The sequence below is a fragment of the Burkholderia sp. ABCPW 14 genome (assembly GCF_001523835.1).
GTDB lineage: Bacteria > Pseudomonadota > Gammaproteobacteria > Burkholderiales > Burkholderiaceae > Burkholderia > Burkholderia mayonis.
Genome location: NZ_LOVS01000119.1, coordinates 22,708 through 39,614, shown reverse-complemented (window position 1 = coordinate 39,614; position 16,907 = coordinate 22,708). Strand labels below are relative to the sequence as shown.

At 65.7% G+C, this 16,907-nt stretch carries 18 protein-coding genes; all 18 read left to right on the top strand.

Features of this window, described 5'->3' with window-relative positions; genetic code table 11:
* The first annotated feature begins 206 nt into the window (after window positions 1–206).
* The 18 genes from WS62_RS19115 to WS62_RS19030 all read left to right on the top strand — a co-directional run bounded on the left by WS62_RS19115 (window position 207) and on the right by WS62_RS19030 (window position 16,899).
* Window positions 207–2,690 (top strand): VapE domain-containing protein, encoded by a 2,484-nt coding sequence (locus tag WS62_RS19115; protein ID WP_066573984.1) that lies wholly within the window; start codon window positions 207–209, stop codon window positions 2,688–2,690.
* A 217-nt stretch (window positions 2,691–2,907) separates the two neighbouring features.
* Window positions 2,908–3,681: a hypothetical protein gene (locus WS62_RS19110; protein ID WP_066573982.1), complete on the top strand. Its 774-nt coding sequence runs from the start codon at window positions 2,908–2,910 to the stop codon at window positions 3,679–3,681.
* A gap of 560 nt (window positions 3,682–4,241) precedes the next feature.
* Complete coding sequence (locus WS62_RS34180) at window positions 4,242–4,811, top strand: MarR family transcriptional regulator (protein ID WP_082721091.1); 570 nt, start codon at window positions 4,242–4,244, stop codon at window positions 4,809–4,811.
* Complete coding sequence (locus WS62_RS19100) at window positions 4,774–6,762, top strand: phage terminase large subunit family protein (protein ID WP_082721090.1); 1,989 nt, start codon at window positions 4,774–4,776, stop codon at window positions 6,760–6,762. The genes WS62_RS34180 and WS62_RS19100 overlap by 38 nt, the downstream gene beginning before the upstream one ends.
* A gap of 9 nt (window positions 6,763–6,771) precedes the next feature.
* Window positions 6,772–6,978 (top strand): phage head-tail joining protein, encoded by a 207-nt coding sequence (locus WS62_RS19095; protein WP_066573975.1) that lies wholly within the window; start codon window positions 6,772–6,774, stop codon window positions 6,976–6,978.
* Entirely contained in the window at window positions 6,975–8,468 is a 1,494-nt protein-coding gene (locus tag WS62_RS19090) for a phage portal protein (RefSeq protein WP_066573971.1), read from the top strand. The genes WS62_RS19095 and WS62_RS19090 overlap by 4 nt, the downstream gene beginning before the upstream one ends.
* Window positions 8,465–9,586 carry a head maturation protease, ClpP-related gene (locus WS62_RS19085; RefSeq protein WP_066573963.1) on the top strand — a complete coding sequence of 374 codons (1,122 nt, stop codon included), beginning with the start codon at window positions 8,465–8,467 and terminating at the stop codon, window positions 9,584–9,586. Before WS62_RS19090 ends, WS62_RS19085 begins: the two co-directional genes overlap by 4 nt.
* A gap of 26 nt (window positions 9,587–9,612) precedes the next feature.
* Window positions 9,613–9,957 carry a head decoration protein gene (locus WS62_RS19080; protein ID WP_066573960.1) on the top strand — a complete coding sequence of 115 codons (345 nt, stop codon included), beginning with the start codon at window positions 9,613–9,615 and terminating at the stop codon, window positions 9,955–9,957.
* Window positions 9,958–9,991: 34 nt separating this feature from the next.
* Complete coding sequence (locus WS62_RS19075) at window positions 9,992–11,017, top strand: major capsid protein (RefSeq protein ID WP_082721089.1); 1,026 nt, start codon at window positions 9,992–9,994, stop codon at window positions 11,015–11,017.
* 1 nt (window position 11,018) lies between these two features.
* Window positions 11,019–11,309 (top strand): head-tail joining protein, encoded by a 291-nt coding sequence (locus WS62_RS19070; RefSeq protein ID WP_066573956.1) that lies wholly within the window; start codon window positions 11,019–11,021, stop codon window positions 11,307–11,309.
* Window position 11,310: 1 nt separating this feature from the next.
* Entirely contained in the window at window positions 11,311–11,841 is a 531-nt protein-coding gene (locus WS62_RS19065; RefSeq protein ID WP_066573954.1) for a phage tail protein, read from the top strand.
* A complete protein-coding gene (locus WS62_RS19060) occupies window positions 11,831–12,364 on the top strand; it encodes a hypothetical protein (protein WP_066573951.1) in 534 nt (177 codons plus the stop codon). Before WS62_RS19065 ends, WS62_RS19060 begins: the two co-directional genes overlap by 11 nt.
* Before the next feature lie 2 nt (window positions 12,365–12,366).
* Window positions 12,367–13,047 (top strand): phage baseplate assembly protein V, encoded by a 681-nt coding sequence (locus WS62_RS19055; RefSeq protein WP_066573946.1) that lies wholly within the window; start codon window positions 12,367–12,369, stop codon window positions 13,045–13,047.
* A 62-nt stretch (window positions 13,048–13,109) separates the two neighbouring features.
* Window positions 13,110–13,307, top strand: a complete 198-nt coding sequence (locus tag WS62_RS19050; RefSeq protein WP_066573943.1) for a hypothetical protein — start codon at window positions 13,110–13,112, stop codon at window positions 13,305–13,307.
* A complete protein-coding gene (locus WS62_RS19045; RefSeq protein WP_066573940.1) occupies window positions 13,304–13,648 on the top strand; it encodes a GPW/gp25 family protein in 345 nt (114 codons plus the stop codon). The genes WS62_RS19050 and WS62_RS19045 overlap by 4 nt, the downstream gene beginning before the upstream one ends.
* A complete protein-coding gene (locus tag WS62_RS19040; RefSeq protein ID WP_066573936.1) occupies window positions 13,645–14,538 on the top strand; it encodes a baseplate assembly protein in 894 nt (297 codons plus the stop codon). The genes WS62_RS19045 and WS62_RS19040 overlap by 4 nt, the downstream gene beginning before the upstream one ends.
* Entirely contained in the window at window positions 14,531–15,106 is a 576-nt protein-coding gene (locus WS62_RS19035) for a phage tail protein I (protein WP_066573933.1), read from the top strand. Before WS62_RS19040 ends, WS62_RS19035 begins: the two co-directional genes overlap by 8 nt.
* Complete coding sequence (locus tag WS62_RS19030; RefSeq protein ID WP_066573930.1) at window positions 15,094–16,899, top strand: phage tail protein; 1,806 nt, start codon at window positions 15,094–15,096, stop codon at window positions 16,897–16,899. Before WS62_RS19035 ends, WS62_RS19030 begins: the two co-directional genes overlap by 13 nt.
* Window positions 16,900–16,907: the final 8 nt, after the last annotated feature.

Here is a 16,907-nt window from a genome sequence, read left to right as displayed (position 1 = left end):
CGACGCGGGGCGCGCCTCCAGTCGCCCTACGGGCTCCTTACGTCGCGCCCCGCGTCAATATCCCGCTTCCGACAGGTTCGTCGCTCCTGCAACGTCGATTTTGAAACTTGTGTCATGCCGCCGTTACATGACGCCGCCGGAAAAGCGCGGATTTTGACCGCCATCGACAGCGCGCGAGGGATTGCTTTCAAGAGGTGAATATCCCTATGTCGACGCTCGATCAAATCGTCCAGCAACTCTGTAACGCCGATCATCCGGAACTGCCGTCCGGCCACCCGGTCGCGGACGGCAAGCATCATCGCTACGGCCCGCGCAAGAAATACTGGTATCAGTTGCGCGAGGTCGTCAGCAAGGGCGCGGTGATCGGCTATACGGGCACGTTCGGTCACTTCTCCGGCGACGATCCGGGCACGGAGCGATTCCAGTGGAACGGTGCGCCGCTGAGCGAGGAAGCGCTCGCGGAGACGCGACGCCGCCAAGAGGCCGCCGAGCGGGCGGAAGCGGAGCGCTCGGTGCGTGCGGCGCGAATGGCCGCGAATCGCGCGTGCGATCAATGGGCGCGCGCGAGCGAACGAGGCGTGTCGGCCTATCTGGAGCGCAAGCATGTGACGGCCGAAGGCGTGCGGTTCGATTCGGACGGCACGATCTTCGTGCCGATGTATCAGTACGGCGACGAGGCGCGGCTCGTGGGGCTTCAGAAGATCACGCCGGACGGCGCGAAGCGCTTCAACAAGGGCATGGAGAAGAAGGGGGCGGCCTGCCTGCTCGGCGAAGTGAAGCCGGACGACCAACTTGTGATGATCGCCGAAGGCTATGCAACCGGCCGGTCGGTGCGAATGGCGACGGCCGAAGCGTTCGCGCTTTGCGTCTGCTTTGATGCGGGCGGGATCCCGTCGACCGCCCGCTATCTGCGCGACGCGCATCCGAACGCGCACGTGCTGATCTGCGCGGACGACGACTGGAAGATCGAGCAGCGGATGCGCGACTGGCTTGCGGAGGAGTTCGACTTTCGGGGCGATCTGCCGTTCGAGGCTGCGCCGATCCGGATCGAGGCTAAGAAGACGTGGTACATGGTTGCAGCGTATCGTCGCGTCGACGGCAACGGCGCGGCCTACGTCGAGGTGACGTACGGCAACGACGTCCTGCCGCAGCGGCGCAAACGCTTCGAGAACGCCGGCCTGAAACGGGCGTACGAAGCGGCTGCCGAGATCGCTGGCGTCAGCGTCGTCTATCCGACGTTCGCCGATCGCGGCGAGCGCAAGCTCACGGACTTCAACGATCTGCACGTCGAGGAAGGGTTGGACGCCGTCGCGCGGCGGGTGCAGGCGGCGATCCTGTCGGTCCTCGCGCCGGCAAACGAAGACGTTCGCCCGGCCGCGGTCGATGCCGAGCGACAGATGTCCGCCGCGACGTCCGCTGCCGCAGAACAGCCGGCATGGGACGGGCGCGAAGCTGAGAATGGCGCGCACACGTGGGAGCAGGATCTCGCGCGGTCGGACAAGGGCACGCTGCTGCCGACGCTCGGCAATGTCCACCTGATCCTCTCGAATCACAAGGCATGGCGGGGCGTGATCGAGCAGGACGATTTCGGCGGTCGCGTGATGAAGCGCAAGGCCCCGCCGTTCCCGCAGGGCGCCACGGGTGAATGGACGGACATGGACGATCAGCGCTGCGTGCTCTGGTTGTCGCAGCGGTACGGCATCTCGGTGCGCACGGATATCGTGATGAACGCGGTGCTGCTGGTCGCGGACGCAACGCACTTTCACGACGTTCGCGAATACCTGGAGGGGCTGGAATGGGATGGCGTGCCGCGCGTGCGCGCGATGCCGTCGACGTATCTGCGCGTGGCCGACAGCGAGTACGTGCAACTGGCCTTCATGAAATGGATGATCGCGGCCGTCGCGCGCGTGATGCAGCCGGGCTGCAAGGTCGACAACGTGCTGATCCTCGAAGGCAAGCAGGGGGCGCGCAAGTCGACGGCGCTTAAGGTGCTGGCCGGCGCGCAATGGTTCACCGACACGCCGATCCAGATCGGCAACAAGGACACGTACGCGGTGATGGCGGGCAAGTGGGTGATCGAGCTGGATTCGCTGAACAAAGCGGACTCGTCGGCGGTCAAGAGCTTTTTCGCGACGGCCGTCGACCGGTTCCGAAACTTCTACGGGAAGCGGGCGACCGATGTGCCGCGTCAGTGCGTTTTCGCGGGTTCCGTCAACTTCGATACGTACCTCAAGGACGAGTCGGGCAACCGGCGCTACTGGCCTTTGCGTGTGGGCGGCTTGGTCGATATCGACGGCATTGCGCGCGTGCGTGATCAGTTGTGGGCCGAGGCCGTCCTCCTGTACCGCGCGGGCGTCGTGTGGCACGTGACGGAGCAGGAGCGCCCGCTGTTCGAGATCGAGCAGGCCGAGCGGTACGAAGGCGACGTGTACGAGGACAAGATCGCGAAGGCGCTGGAATACGTGTCGCACACGACGATGGAGGCGATTCTGGCCGACATCCTGAAGCTCGACACGTCGAAATGGACGCTCGCGGAACAGCGCCGCATCGGTAAGGCGCTGAAGTCCCTCGGGTGGGTGCGCAAGCGTGAGTCGACGGGTTCGCGCGGCTGGTACTACGTGCGCGAGGAGCAGGAGCCGGAAGCGGCGCTCGAAGCGGTCACGGCAGGCGATGACGACAGCCCGCTTTGATCGCGTTCGGCGCGCTGCGATGTTGTTCGCGGCGCGCTGTGTTGCCTGCTTTGGCGCGCCGTGGCCGTCCCGTGTCCCAACGTCCCAAAGCGCGGCTTCGTGTGCGGGGGCGGGCGCGCGACATGCGCGACGTGAGCGGCGCATGTCGCGGGCGCGCGCGCCCCTGCAAGCCTTTTCCCTTGGGACATTGGGACATTAGGACGTTAAGGAGAAAGCGATGATGGATCTGATGGAGCGGGCGGGAGTCGCGATGAGCGTGCGTGGTCAGTTCACCGACCCGATTGCCGATCCGAAAGTTACTTTGGGCGCACTCGCCTTTGCGAACGATCTCGGTCGATTGCTGGTTCGGATCAAGGTCGCGCAGCAGGCGAAGCCCGAAATGATTCGACGCGCGATGCTGCTGTTGGCGCAGATGATGCGAACCTCGGGGCGCTTCAAACGCGGGAAATTCACCGGATTGAAGCGTGACGAGCGTCGCGAACAACGCGCCGGTAATGCGGTCGAGCGTGCGCAAGTAGATGTGATCGAACGATTCGCGCTGCGGTTGCTCGACGAGTGGGTCAACGATCAATGTGTGACGTGCGAAGGCCGTGGCGTTGTTCGGCGATCAACCGAACAGCCGAAGGCGACGATGCGGTGCCTCGTTTGCGCAGGGCGCGGGAAGGTATGTGTTGCGGAGGAGCGGATTCCGTTCTTTCACGGTCGTAACGGACCGCTGGTATTCAGGGAGTACGAAGGATGTGACGTTTGCCGCGGTGTGGGGCGCGTGCAGATCGCTGCGCCTACAACTATTCATGGGCGGCAGATTTGCCCTGATTGTGGCGGGGCTGGTAAGCGGCCGATCGAAGAAGCGGCGCGCGCGCAGGCGCTCGGTGTGACACTCAAGGAGTATCGGCGCAATTGGTCTTGGCGCTTTCACGACATGCTCGGGCTGCTCGACGCGGTCAATGGTTCAGTGTCTGACACGTTGCGCTGCCAATTGCGAGAATGAAACGTCTTCCATTCCAAGAGCGGATCGCGTAAACTTCGCACATCCTTTACCGCGTCACTGGATATTCGCTGGCACCGCGCGTGAGTCGTGCAAACCTCTCGGGACAAAACAACGATACGAGGAGCCCGTTAGGTCGTGTGGGGGCGCTCGCCCCTACGAAATGAATTCCAAAGCCCTGAGTGCGAAAGCCCTCGGGGCTTTTTGCATTGAGGCGCAGAAATGCACATCGAATCTGCGGACGCCCGCCCATGCGAGTTGTGGTCGGCGTGGGATGAGGATCGGAGCGACGGCGGTGTGACCGTCCGCTGTCTCCAGTTGGACGACGCAATCGACCGCGTCATGTGGGCGCGGGACCGCGCTCCCGAAGGGGGCGTCGCGGAGGTCGCGGCATTCGGCTGAAACCCCCGCCAGACAAGGGTTTCAGGGCCGCAGGGGTGGGCGGGGTGCCCGATTTGCCTATTTTTTGAGCAGGACGGGGACCCTCCGGCCCTCAGGTCATGCGGGGGCGCGCACCCGCGTTTTTTCTCTACTGTTGAATCTCTATAGGGGGGCACATTCACATGCTGACCCAACAGCAGATCGCCGAACACCTTGACCTCGAGCGGTCGACGGTCTCGCGTCTTGTCGAACGACTCGACATCGATTATCGAACGGCGTCGATGGATGAGATCCGCACGGTTTACCTTCGGCACTTGCGAGAGATGGCCGCCGGTCGCGCAAGCGAAACCGGTATTGATCTCGTGGCCGAACGCGCGATGACCGAACGTGTCGATCGCGAAATCAAACTGCTGACGCTGGCCGAAAAGAAAGGGCAGCTGGTCAACGCAGCGCAGCTTGAGCAGGCATATGGCCAGATGGTCGGTGCCTTTCAGACGGAATTGCTGGCGCTATCCGACAAGCTGGTGCAGGAATTGCGCACGCTGTATGACGTGGAAATTGACCTCGAATGGTTGAACGAGCATATGTATGGGTGTCTTGAACAGCTTTCTGGATACGACTCAGACGGTTCGGGCGGTGATTCGGCGGATCGCGCAGCTGCTGCGTCCGCCGGAGAAGATCGGGACGACGGACTGGGCGCGCAAGCATCGTCGGATGAGCGCGAAGGCGTCCGCGAGCCCCGGCCGCTATAACCCGAACATCACGCCGTGGGTGTTCGGCATGCACGCGGCGCTCGACGATCCGCGCGTGCAGAAGGTCGTGTGCATGAAGTCGGCGCAGGTCGCATGGACGGACGGGGTGCTGCTGAACTACGTCGGCCGGCGGATCGACGTCGACCCGTGCCCGATGATCGTGATGTTCGCGAAAGAGAAGTCGGCGAAGAAGTTCAACCTCGAAAAATTCGAGCCGATGGTCGAGGTGACGCCGCGTCTCTCGGCGAAGCTTCCGGTACACGCGAGCCGCGACAAGAACAACCTGTGGGATCACAAGACCTTCCCGCGCGGTTTCCTGAAGTTCATCACGTCGAACGCGCCGGACGACGTCAAGTCGACGCCCGCGCCCGTCGTCGCGGTGGAGGAGCCGGACGACGCGAACCAGAACGTGCGCGAGCAGGGCGATTCGATCACGCTGCTGGAAGAGCGCAACAAGAGCTACTCGGACAGCCGGCGCAAGGTGATCTTCGGCGGCACGCCGACGGTCGACGGCTTCTCGCGCATTCAGCAGGCATACGTGGCGTCGGATCAGCGCGTCTATCTGGTGCCTTGCCCGGATTGCGGCGACGAGCACGAGCTGACGTGGGAGAACGTCACGTGGACGGAGGACGCCGACGTGGCGCATGAAGTGTTCGGCCGCGCTCGACCCGAATCGGCGCGATACACGTGCCCGCATTGCGGCACGTTGTGGGACGACTCGATGCGCATTCGCGCCGTGCGCCGAGGCCGATGGGTGGCGACCGCGCCGTTTTATGGCGTCGCCGGATTCCGGCTGAATGAACTGGTGTCGCCGTTTCCCGGCTCGCGCATGTCGGAGCTGGTCAAGAAGTGGCTCACGGCGGAGAAGGCGTTGCGTACCGGCGACGACACGAAGATGCGCTCGTTCGTGAACAACTCGCAGGGCCGGCCGTACAAGTACAAGAGCGACCTTCCGGAAATCGATGCGCTCGCCGAGCGCGCGATGCCGTATCCGGCGTTCACGGTGCCGATGGGCGGCTTGCTGCTGACGCTCGGCGTCGACGTCCAGCATGACCGCATCGCGATCGTGCTGCGCGCGTGGGGGCGCGGCGAGGAGAGCTGGCTAATCGCGTGGGACGAGATCTACGGCAACGTGCTCGACCAAGGCGAGGATCCGCTGACGGGCGGTGTATGGGGCGCGCTCACGACGCTGCTCACGCATGCCTATCGTCACGAGGCGGGCGGCATGGCGCGGGTCCGGGCGATGTCGATCGACTCGTCGGACGGCTCGACGTCCGATGCGGTTTACAAGTATGTGCGCGCGGCGCAGCGGCAGGGGCTGAACGTGATGGCGATCAAGGGCAGCACGGATGCCAACGCCGAGATCTTCAGTACGCCGCGCGCGTCGGTCGACTCGACGCGGAACAACAGTAAGGCGGCGAAGTACGGGCTGCGGCCGTTCATGGTCGGCGTGAGCAAGGCCAAGGATCTGATTCTCGACAACCGGCTCAAGCTGGACGGCGACGGACCGGGCCGCATGCACTGGTATCGCGATGTCCGTTCCGATTATCTGTCGCAGCTGACGGCCGAGGTCAAGGTGCCCGCCCGCATCGGGACCAAGCGCGTGTGGCAGAAGAAAGCCGGCGCGCGTAACGAGGCGCTCGACTGTGAGGTGTACGCGCTGCATGCGGCGCGCAGCGTCAAGACGCATCTGATGACGGAGATGCATTGGCAGGTCGAGCAGCAACGCTTGTCGCAGGTGTCGCTGTTCGAGGCGGTGCCGGTGCTCGACGCGCTGCCGTCGGCGCTGCCGGTCGAGGTGCTGCCGGATGCGCCCGGCGAACCGGATCCGGCCGAGCAACCGCGACCGCATCCGCAGACAACCAAACCCATCGAAACCCCGCCACCGAGCGGGGTTTCTCGTATTCAGGGGCGTCGCATGGGCCGTTCGGCCTACCTGACGCGTCGCTAGGAGGAACCCATGGCATACACGAAGCGGGACCTGGAGCGCATCCAGTCCGCGATCGCGAAAGGCGAGCTGGAAGTGCAATACGCCGATCGCCGTGTGAAGTACCGGTCGATTTTCGAGCTGCGGGAGGCGCAAACCGAGATCATTCGCGCGCTCGATGGTGCGAGCGGGCGCTCGCGCATCGTCCGGCTGCGGCATGCGGGCAAGGGGGTTCGATGAGTCGCCCGTATCCGGCGCTCGCGCAACGCGGCTTCGTGATGCCGACGCGCCTGAAGGCATCGGCGTACGAGTCGGCGAGCGCGGGAGGCGCGCGCGCGAAGTCGTGGAAGGCGTCGAGCGCCGGACCGAACATGGCGGCGGTGCAGAACCTGTCGTTGATGCGGCATCGCGCGCGCGACGCAATCCGGAACGATCCGTGGGCGAAGACGGCGATCGCGCGGCTCGTGTCGAACACGATCGGCTCTGGCATTCAGGCGCATCCGAAGCATCCTGACGATGCCGTTCGAAGGCAGCAAAAGCAGCTTTGGGACGACAGCGCCGAGGAGATCGACGCCGACGAGCTGTTCGACATGCCCGGCTTGCAGACACTCGCCGCGCGCGCGTTCTTCAGCGACGGCGAGGTACTCGTGCGCCGACGGCTGCGCAGTCCGCGCGACGGGTTGGCCGTGCCGTTACAGGTGCAGTTGCTCGAAGGCGACCATCTGCCGGTGAACAAGAACGCGCGCCTGCCTCACGGCGAGATCATCAACGGCGTCGAGTTCGACGACGACGGCCGCCGTGTCGCCTATCACCTGTTGACCCGGCATCCGGGCGAGTATGGGCGGCAGACAGGCGACAGCACGCGGACGGTGCGCGTGCCGGCCGACGAGATCGCGCACGTCTTCCTCGCGCTGCGGCCGGGGCAGGTGCGCGGCGTGCCCGAGCTGTCGACGGTGCTGCTTCGGCTGCACTCGCTCGACAACTTCGACGACGCAGTGCTGTTCCGGCAAGAGGTCAGCAACCTGTTTGCCGGCTTCATCGTGAAGCCGCAGGCCGAGCTTGGGCCGATGGGCGATCCGGTTTCCGGCGCGGCGGTGCAGTACGACGACGACGGATTCTCGCCGGTCGTCTCGCTCGAGCCCGGCGGGATGCAGGAGCTGGCGTCCGGTGAGACCGTGACGTTTGCGGACCCGCCCGGAGCCGGCAACGATTACGCGCCGTTCATGCGGCAGCAGCTGATGGCGGCGGCCGCGTCGGTCGGCATGCCGTACGAGGTGCTGACAGGCGACCTGCGCGACGTCAACGACCGCGTGCTGCGCGTGATCCTGAACGAGTTCCGCCGCACGGTGGAACAGCTTCAATGGAACGTGTTCATTCACCAGTTCTGCCGCAAGGTCTGGCGCTGGTGGGTCGACGCGTGCGCGCTGTCGGGCGCGATGCCGATGCCCGATTACTACCGCAGGCGTCGCGACTACCTGCGTGTGCGATGGGTGCCGCAGGGCTGGCCGTACATCCACCCGGTGCAGGATGTCACGGCGAAGCGCATGGAGATCCGCGCGGGCCTCGCGAGCCGCACGGGCGCGGTGCTCGCGCGCGGCGACGATCCGGAACAGGTCGACGCGGAGAACGCGGCGGATCTCGCACGCGAGCGGCAGCTCGGATTGCGTTACGACACGCAGCTCGCGACCGAAGACGGCAAAGGCAGTGATTTGAAAGAGGACGGGGAATGAAACGAAACCGCAAATGGTGGGACATCCGCGCGCAAGCGGCGGCCGGCGGCGACAAGGTCGTCGAAATCCGGATCTATAGCGACATCGGATTCTGGGGCACCGACGCGCAGAACTTCGTGTCGCAGCTCGACGCCGTCGCGACGAACGCGTCGTCGATCGTGGTTGCGATCAACTCGATGGGCGGCGACGTGTTCGACGCGTTCGCGATCTACAACGCGTTGCGCCGCTACGCCGGCAAGGTGAAGGGGCGCGTCGACGGGATCGCGGCGTCGGCCGCGTCGCTGGTGCTGATGGCGTGCGACGAGATCGAGATGCCCGAGAACGCGCTGTTGATGATCCACCATCCGCACACGGTCGCGGCCGGCGAATCGAAAGACATGCGCCGCGTCGCCGACCTGCTCGACAGTGCGAGCGCCGGCATTCTGGCGGCGTACGCGCAACGCAGCGGTCTGTCCGAAGACGACGTGCGGGCGATGATGGATGCCGAGACATGGATGACGGCCGCAGAGGCGAAGGAGAAGGGCTTCTGCGACGTGATCGAGGCCCCGGTCAAGCTCGCGGCGTCGGCCGGCGCAGCGCCGCTTCTCGCGCGTTTCTCGGCCGTTCCCGAGCACGTGCGCACGCTGCTCGATTCGGCCGACCAAGCGGCGGCGCAACCGACTGTTCCGCCGGCCGCCCCGCCGGCCGCCCCGCCGGCCGATCCGACGCCCGATCCGGAGCCCGATCCGGAGCCCCCACCGAAGCCGCAAGCGCCCGACGTCACGGCGCTCGCAGCGCACGTGTTCAACACGCTGCGCGACGCGAATCTCGTCGCATGCGCGGAAGGCGTGATCGCGTCGACCGGTCTGCGCGATCGCGAGACGGTCGATCGCGCGATCCGCAACGCGACCGACATCGCGGGCATCTGCCTCGCGGCGAATCAAGCGGACCTGACCGCGCAGTATGTCGGCGACGGCCTGACGCCGGATCAGGTGCGTGCGCGGCTGTTCGAGCGCATCACGGCGTCGCAGTCCCGTGTCAACGGCCGGCCCGATCCGACGCAGCAAACCGTTCCGCAGGCGCGTAGCCGTGCCGTGCGGACGTCCGACATCTACGCGGCCCGCCGCGTGGCCAAGTAACTTTGCATCGCTGAAAGGAGCGTTGAATGTCCAACATCAAGACGATGGGCGTGTTGCCCGCCGAATTTCTGATCTCGGAAGGCCCCGGCCAGATCTCGCGCGATGCGATCACGGTCGCGGCCGGTCCGGCGTTGCCGTCCGGCTGCGTGCTCGGCACGATCGGCACGGGCGAATACGCGCCGTACGACAACGCCGCGAATACCGGCGCGGAAGTCGCGGTCGGCATCCTGTACGCGCCGTTGCCGGCGTCCGACAAGCCGCGTCCGGCGGTTGCGATCAAGCGGCTCGCCGAAGTCGACGCGCGCTTGCTCGCGGGCCTCGATGTGCCCGCCCGCGACGATCTGGCCTCGCACCACATCGTCATCCGCTGATCGCAGCGAATCCCCCGATCCCGAAGCCGCGCCGATGCGCGGCTTTTTCATTTCTGGAGTGCATATGGCAGACATCGCAATCTTCAACGACGACGCGTTCTCGCTGTCGTCCCTGACCGCGTCGATCAACGAGCAGCCGCACATGCCGGGCCGCCTCGGCGAGTCGGGCCTGTTCGACGAGGAAGGCATCACGACGACGACCGTGCAGATCGAGCGCGACGGCGAAACGCTCGCGCTCGTGGCGGCCGGCGTGCGTGGCTCGCCCGCGCCGAACGTGTTGGGCAGCAAGCCGAGCCTGATTCCGTTCAACACCGTCCACCTGCCGCAGCGCGCGGTCATCAAGGCGGACGAGATCCAGAACCTGCGCGCGTTCGGCGACGACTCCGAACTGGAGACGGTGCAGCGCTACGTCGACAAGCGGCTTGCGAAGATGCGCCGCCAGATCGACGCGACGCACGAGTATCACCGTCTCGGCGCGGTGCGCGGCGTGATCCTCGACGCGGACGGCAAGCGGGTCGTCGCGAACCTGCTCGACAGCTTCGGCATCGAGCAGCAGGTCATCGAATACGAGCTGTCGAACGCGAAGACCGAAATCCGGATCAAGAACGAGGATACGCTCGAAGCGATCGAGGACGCGCTCGGCAACGTGCCGTTTTCGAGCGTGCGCGCGTTCTGCGGGCGCAACTTCTGGCGCAAGCTGCTGACGCTGCCGACCGTGAAAGAGACGTTCCTGAACACGGCGGCGGCAGCGGCGCTGCGCGGCGATCCGCGCGGGGCGATCGAACTGGACGGCATCGTGTTCGAGCGCTATCGGGGCAAGGTCGGCGGCATCCCGTTCGTCGGCGACGACGAAGCGTATGCGGTGCCGGAAGGCGTGCCGGATCTGTTCATCTCGCGCTTCGCGCCCGGCGACTACGTCGACGCGGTCAACACGATCGGCCTGCCGTACTACGCGCGGCAGGAAGTCATGCCGTTCAACAAGGGTGTCGAGATCGAGGCGCAGTCGAACCCGATCCACCTCTGCACGCGCCCGCGTGCGTGCATCCGCCTGAAGGCGTGACATGGCGTTTCGCGACCTGATAGCGGACGTCGACGCCGCCGTGCTGCGGGATCTGGGCGACGACGACGTGGTCGTCGACGGCCGTCCCGTGCGCGGCATGTTCAACACGCCTTGGCTCGGCCCCGATCTTGGCTCGCAACGCACGAACCTCGTTGCGCCCATGCTGCACGTGATCGACGAAGACGCCGTCGGCATTCGGCCGGGCAGCATCGTCGTCGCGCGCAGCGGGCGCTATCGCGTCGTCGAGGCGCAGCCGGACGGCACGGGTTGGACGATCTTGGTGCTGCAATGACATGAACCAACTGAAAGTCGAAATTGACATCGGTGCGGTCACGGCCGTCTTGCAGGGCTTGTCGCGATCCGCGATGCAAGGCGCGTGGCGGCGCACGCTGCGCAAGACGGGCGCATGGATCAAGAGCCAGACCGCGAAGGAAGTCAGCGCGGCGACGCGGATCCCGCAGAAGGCGATCCGCCGCCGGATGTACTTCTTCCTGCGTTCGGCCGATACCGGCAAGGTGTGGCTCGGGCTGAACCCGATCGAGGCGCACCGCCTCGGCTCGGTCGTGAAGACGAAGAAAGGCATGCGGGCCGGCCGGACGTCGTTTCAGGGCGCATGGCGGCAGACGACGCGCAAGCCGAACGGGCCGATCTTCGAGCGCGTGGGCAAGGCGCGCACGCCGTACCGGATCGTCACGGTCGAATGGCAGCAGACCGGCGACCCGGCGTTTCGCCGCGCGGCGAAGGCGTGCGAGGAACGGCTGTTGACGATCCTGCGGCAGGAAGTGAACTACGAACTACAGAAGGCGATGGGACGTGCTCGATAACCTCAAATTGCTACACGACGCGATCGTGAAGGGCCTGCGCGAAGCGCTGCCGATGTTCGAACGGATCGAAGCGTATCCGGAGATCGGTTCGCAGATTCAGACGCCGTTGATCGCGGTCGAACTGGCCGAGATGGAACCCGGACACGACGACGGGAGCGGCAGCGTCTCTCTGATCGGGCGCATGCAGGCGCGGATCATCGTCGATCCGTTCGGCGCCGGGCACGAGCTGCACGTGCGCGAGGCTGCCGCGCGTCTGGCGCTCGCGGTTCACATGCAGACGTGGGGCTTGCCGATCGCGCCCGGTAGGGTGGTGCAGGTTGGTGAAGACCCGTTCCGGCCGCAGCTCGACACTTACCTCGTGTGGCTCGTCGAATGGACGCACGAATTCGGGATCGGCGGTGAGCTGGAAGAGATCCCGGACGGCCGCACGCTCGTATGGGGCGTTGACCCGTCGACGGGGCCGGGCAACGAGGGCAGCTATTGGGATCCGGCGCAGGACGCGGCGGTCGACTTTCCGGAGTGACGATGCTCGAGTATGAAATCGGCGAGATGGACCGGCGGCTTGCCTGCATCGTGCAGCAAGGCACGGTCGACGCGGTGTCATACGACCCGCCGCGATGCCGCGTGCGCGTCGGCGATTGGGTCAGCGACTGGTTGCCATGGTTCACGGTCGCGGCCGGCGCGGTGCGCTTCTGGCGTCCGCCGTCCGAAGGCGAGCAGGCGTCGGTTTTCTCGTCGTCGGGCGAACTGTCGAGCGCGTATGCGGTGCCCGGCTACTACGCGGAGCAGCACGGCGAGGCCGCGCGAAGTAGTCCGAACGAAACGGCGTTCGATTTCCCGGACGGGGCGTCGCAGGTCTACGACCATGCGTCGCATGAGTACCGGATCGACGTGCCGGCGGGCGGGCGGATCGTCTTCCGCATCGGCGGCACCGAGCTTGAGCTACGCGCGGACGGTGTAATGCTGCGCACGCCCAAGCTGCTCGGCGACGTTCCGGATTCGACGTTCACGGGGAATACGACAACCGAGCAGCGCCTGACGTTCAACGGGGGCATGCAGGGCAAGGCGGGTGCGGCTGGCGGCCCCGCCGTGGAAGTCGACGGCGGCGCTCGCTATACGGCCGATGTCGAGATCGGCGGCAAGTCGTTCCTTGGGCACAGCCACATGGAGCAAGGCGACGGAGCGCCCGTGTCGCCGCCGCTGTAGCCCGTTCGTCAACAAAGCCACTTTGCCCCGCAATCGCGGGGTTTTGTTTTTGGAGAAAGGCAATGGAAAAAGACAGTCCGCGAGCGCTCGCGCCGACGAGCACGACGTTTCTCGATACGCGCTTTCGTAATCGCGTCGTCATTTTTCCCGACGGCTCGATGCTGTACGTTTCGAAGGGCGAGGCAGTCGCGCAGACGGCGTCGCATGTCGAGTATCTCGACGCACATCCGGACTTCAAGCGGCTTGAGGATCGAGCATGAGCGTTGCCGATACGTTGGTCGGGATGGACCGATGGACCGGCGCACCGCTGACGGGCTTGGCGCATCTGAAGCAGAGCGTCGGCGACATTCTCGGCACACGTCGAGGCACACGGCGCGAGCGACCCGAATACGGTTCCGACATCCCGGCGATGGTCGACCTGCCGATCACGCGCGGGTGGATCTCGTCGGCGCAGGCCGAGGCCGCGCGTGCGATCGGCCGATGGGAACCGCGCATCAAGCTCGATCGCGTGGTCGCGCTCGCGGTCGTCGACGGGCGCGTGACGTTCGAGATTCGCGGCGACGTCGACGGCAAGGCCGAAATCTTCGAGGTGACGGTATGACGATGATCGATCTGTCGTTGCTCGATCCGCCCGATCTGGTCGAGATGCTCGATTTCGAAGCCGCGTATCAGATGAAGCTTGCCTACTTCAAGCGCATCTATCCCGACTGGAGCGCGGCGCTCGAATCGGATCCGGTCGTCAAGCTGATCGAGCTGGCCGCGTATGAGGAAGTTCGATTCCGCGCGCGCGTCATCGATGCCGCGCGGGCGACGATGCTCGCCTATGCGACCGGCGCGGACCTCGAACACATCGCCGTGCTGTGGGGCGTCGAGAAAGCGATTGTCGACCCCGGCGATCCGAATGCGACGCCGCCGCGTCCGCCGCGCTACGAGCGCGACGAGCGGTTCCGGTTGCGCACGCAACTGGCGATCGAGACGTCGACCGACGCCGGACCGATCGATGCGTATCGCAAGCTCGCGCTCGATGCGTCGCCCGATGTGCTCGACGTGTGGGTCGATCGTCCGGAGCCGGGCACGGTGCGCGTGACGATCATGTCGCAGTCGAACGGCGGGGTTCCGGACGACGCGTTACTCGACGCAGTGCGCAAGGCGCTGTCTCCCGAAGACGTCCGGCCGTTGAACGACACCGTGCTCGTCGTACCGGCGCGACCGATCACGTACGCGGTCGAGGCGGACGTCTATGTCGGACGCGGTCCGGATCCGGCTGTCGTGCTGGCCGAGCGAAGGCGCGATCTCGACGTCGCAGTCGACGCCGCGCGGCGGCTGAAGCTCGGGATGGCGCGATCGGCGATTGCGGGGGCGCTCCATCCGCGCGGCAGCAGCGTCGTTCGAGTCGACCTGAAAGCCCCGTTGGGCGACGTGACGTGCAACGGACAGGAATTCGCCGCTTGCACGTCGGTCGTCCTGAACCTGAAGGTGCTCGATGAGTGAACCGCTGTTGCCGTCGAATCAGACGCCGCTCGAAGCCGCGCTCGCGCGCGTGCTGCGGCCGAGCGTCGATCCCGAGATCCTGCGCACGTTGATGGACGTCGATCGGTGTCCGGCGGCGTTCCTGCCGTGGCTCGCGTGGTCCGTCGCCGTCGACGGCTGGGAGCTGGCCGAGTCGGACGACGCGCGGCGTGCGCTGATCAAGGGCTCGTTGGAGTTGCACCGAAAGAAGGGCACGCCGTGGGCGATTCGCGAAGTCGTCAGACGGCTCGGCTTCGGCGAGATCGAGATACAGGAAGGGCGGATCGCAAAACGCCGCGACGGCTCGATCACGCGCGACGGTGGATATGTGCACGGGCGTGCGAGCGCGTGGGCCGAGTACATCGTGAAGCTGAAGCGGCCGATCACGCGCGACCAAGGACAGGCGCTGATGCGCGCGATCGAGCGCTACGCGCCTGCCCGCAGTCAACTGGTCAAGCTCGATTACTCGGCGGTCGCGATCCGGCATAACGGCACGGCCGTCCGCAACGGCCAATATTCGCGGGGAGTGATAGCAGCATGGCAAACCTGAAGGAACAGGTTCAATGGGACGACGGGATCTATCAGCTGGAGACGTCGGATCCGGTGATGGGCGGCCCGGACGGAGTCGACAACCTGCAAGCGAAGCAGCTCGCCAATCGCACGCGCTTCTTGAAGGGCGAGATCGAGCGGCAAGGGGGCGACAAGGTATCGAAGGCGGGCGATGCGATGAGAGGCGCATTGCTCGGCAAGGTCGGCGCGGGGACGGCGAGCAATGCCGGATTCGGCTTTGACGGCGACCCGGATACGGGTCTTTTCTCGCCGAGGGCGGGCGTCGTCCAAGTGACTTTGAAGGGCGTGCCGGCCGCCGAATGGTCGGTCGACGCCGCCGGTCTGCGCAAGGTGCGCACGACGATCTCCGCATCGTTCGACAACGGCGTGAGCGCCGGGCTCGATCGCGGCGACGGCGGCCAGTTGCGCGCCGTCGGCAAGGATTACGGGGCGTTCCTGCGCAACGACGACACGTCGGTCTATCTGATGTCGACGAAGAAGGGTGATCCACTCGGCTCGTGGAGCGACTGGCGGCCGCTGTCGTGGTCGCTTGAGACGGGCAAGGTGTCCGTCGACGGCAACGGCGCGGGCGCGACCTTCGGCGGCGCTGTCGACGTTGCCGGCGATCTGACCGTCGCGAAGACGGCGGGCGAAGGTCATCTGCGACTCGGGCCGCTCGACGGCTATTTCTACACCAGCAAGTACGGGGTGGGCTGGTGGTCGCCGACGATCGGGTCGTTTCAGTACGTGATCGAGGACCGCACGTTCCGTATCGACGGCAAGCCGGTCTGGCATCAAGGGAATCTGACGCCGCTCGACCTGAACAAAGGCGGCACGCTCAAGGGCGACCTGACCTGCGAGCCGGGCACGCGCATCGTCTTGTCCGAGGGCAGCGTCGGGTCGCCGTCGCTTACGTTCGGCAACGACGGCGCACCCGATACCGGCCTGTTTCATATCGCCGACGGTCACTTCGGCGTGGCGAGCAATGCGGTGCAGATCGTGCATTTCGCGCCGGACGGCACCTATTTCGATCGACCGGCATTCGGCGTGCATCCGCCGGGCGGCGATCGGTCGAACCGATATGCAACGACGCAATGGGTCGCCGACGCGATCTCGACGACGGCGGTCGGTCAGATCGTCTTCGAAATGCGCACGAGCGTGCGAGCCGGCTATCTGAAGTGCAACGGCGCGGTGCTGAAGCGCGCGGACTATCCGGCGTTGTGGGCATATGCACAGGGTAGCGGCGCACTCGTTGCCGAGAAGGATTGGTCGGCGGGCAATTGGGGGTGCTATTCGGACGGTGACGGCGCGACGACGTTCCGGATTCCCGAGTTGCGCGGCGAGTTCATGCGGTGCTGGGACGACGGACGCGGGGTCAACGCCGACCGCAGGATCGGCACGGCGGAAGGCGACCAGAACCGTTCGCATGCGCACGGCGCGAGCGCGAGCCGGGTCGACGATCACTCACACAGCGCATGGACGGATTCACAGGGTCAGCACAACCATCATGTGAACGATCCGGGCCACTTGCATGGTGTGGTGATCGACTACTGGACCGGTGGCGGCGGCGCAAAGGGGTATCTCGGCGGCGGTGGCGACGCACACGGGACGTTCCAGTGGAATACCGGCGGGAGTGGAACCGGCATCTGGCTCGGTGAAGCAGGGGTGCACGGCCACAACGTCGGCATCGGGGGCGCGGGTGCGCACGATCACGTGATCAGCGTCGCGGCCGATGGCGGCAACGAATCCAGACCGCGCAACGTCGCCGTGATGGCGATGCTGCGCGCCTATTGAACAAGAGG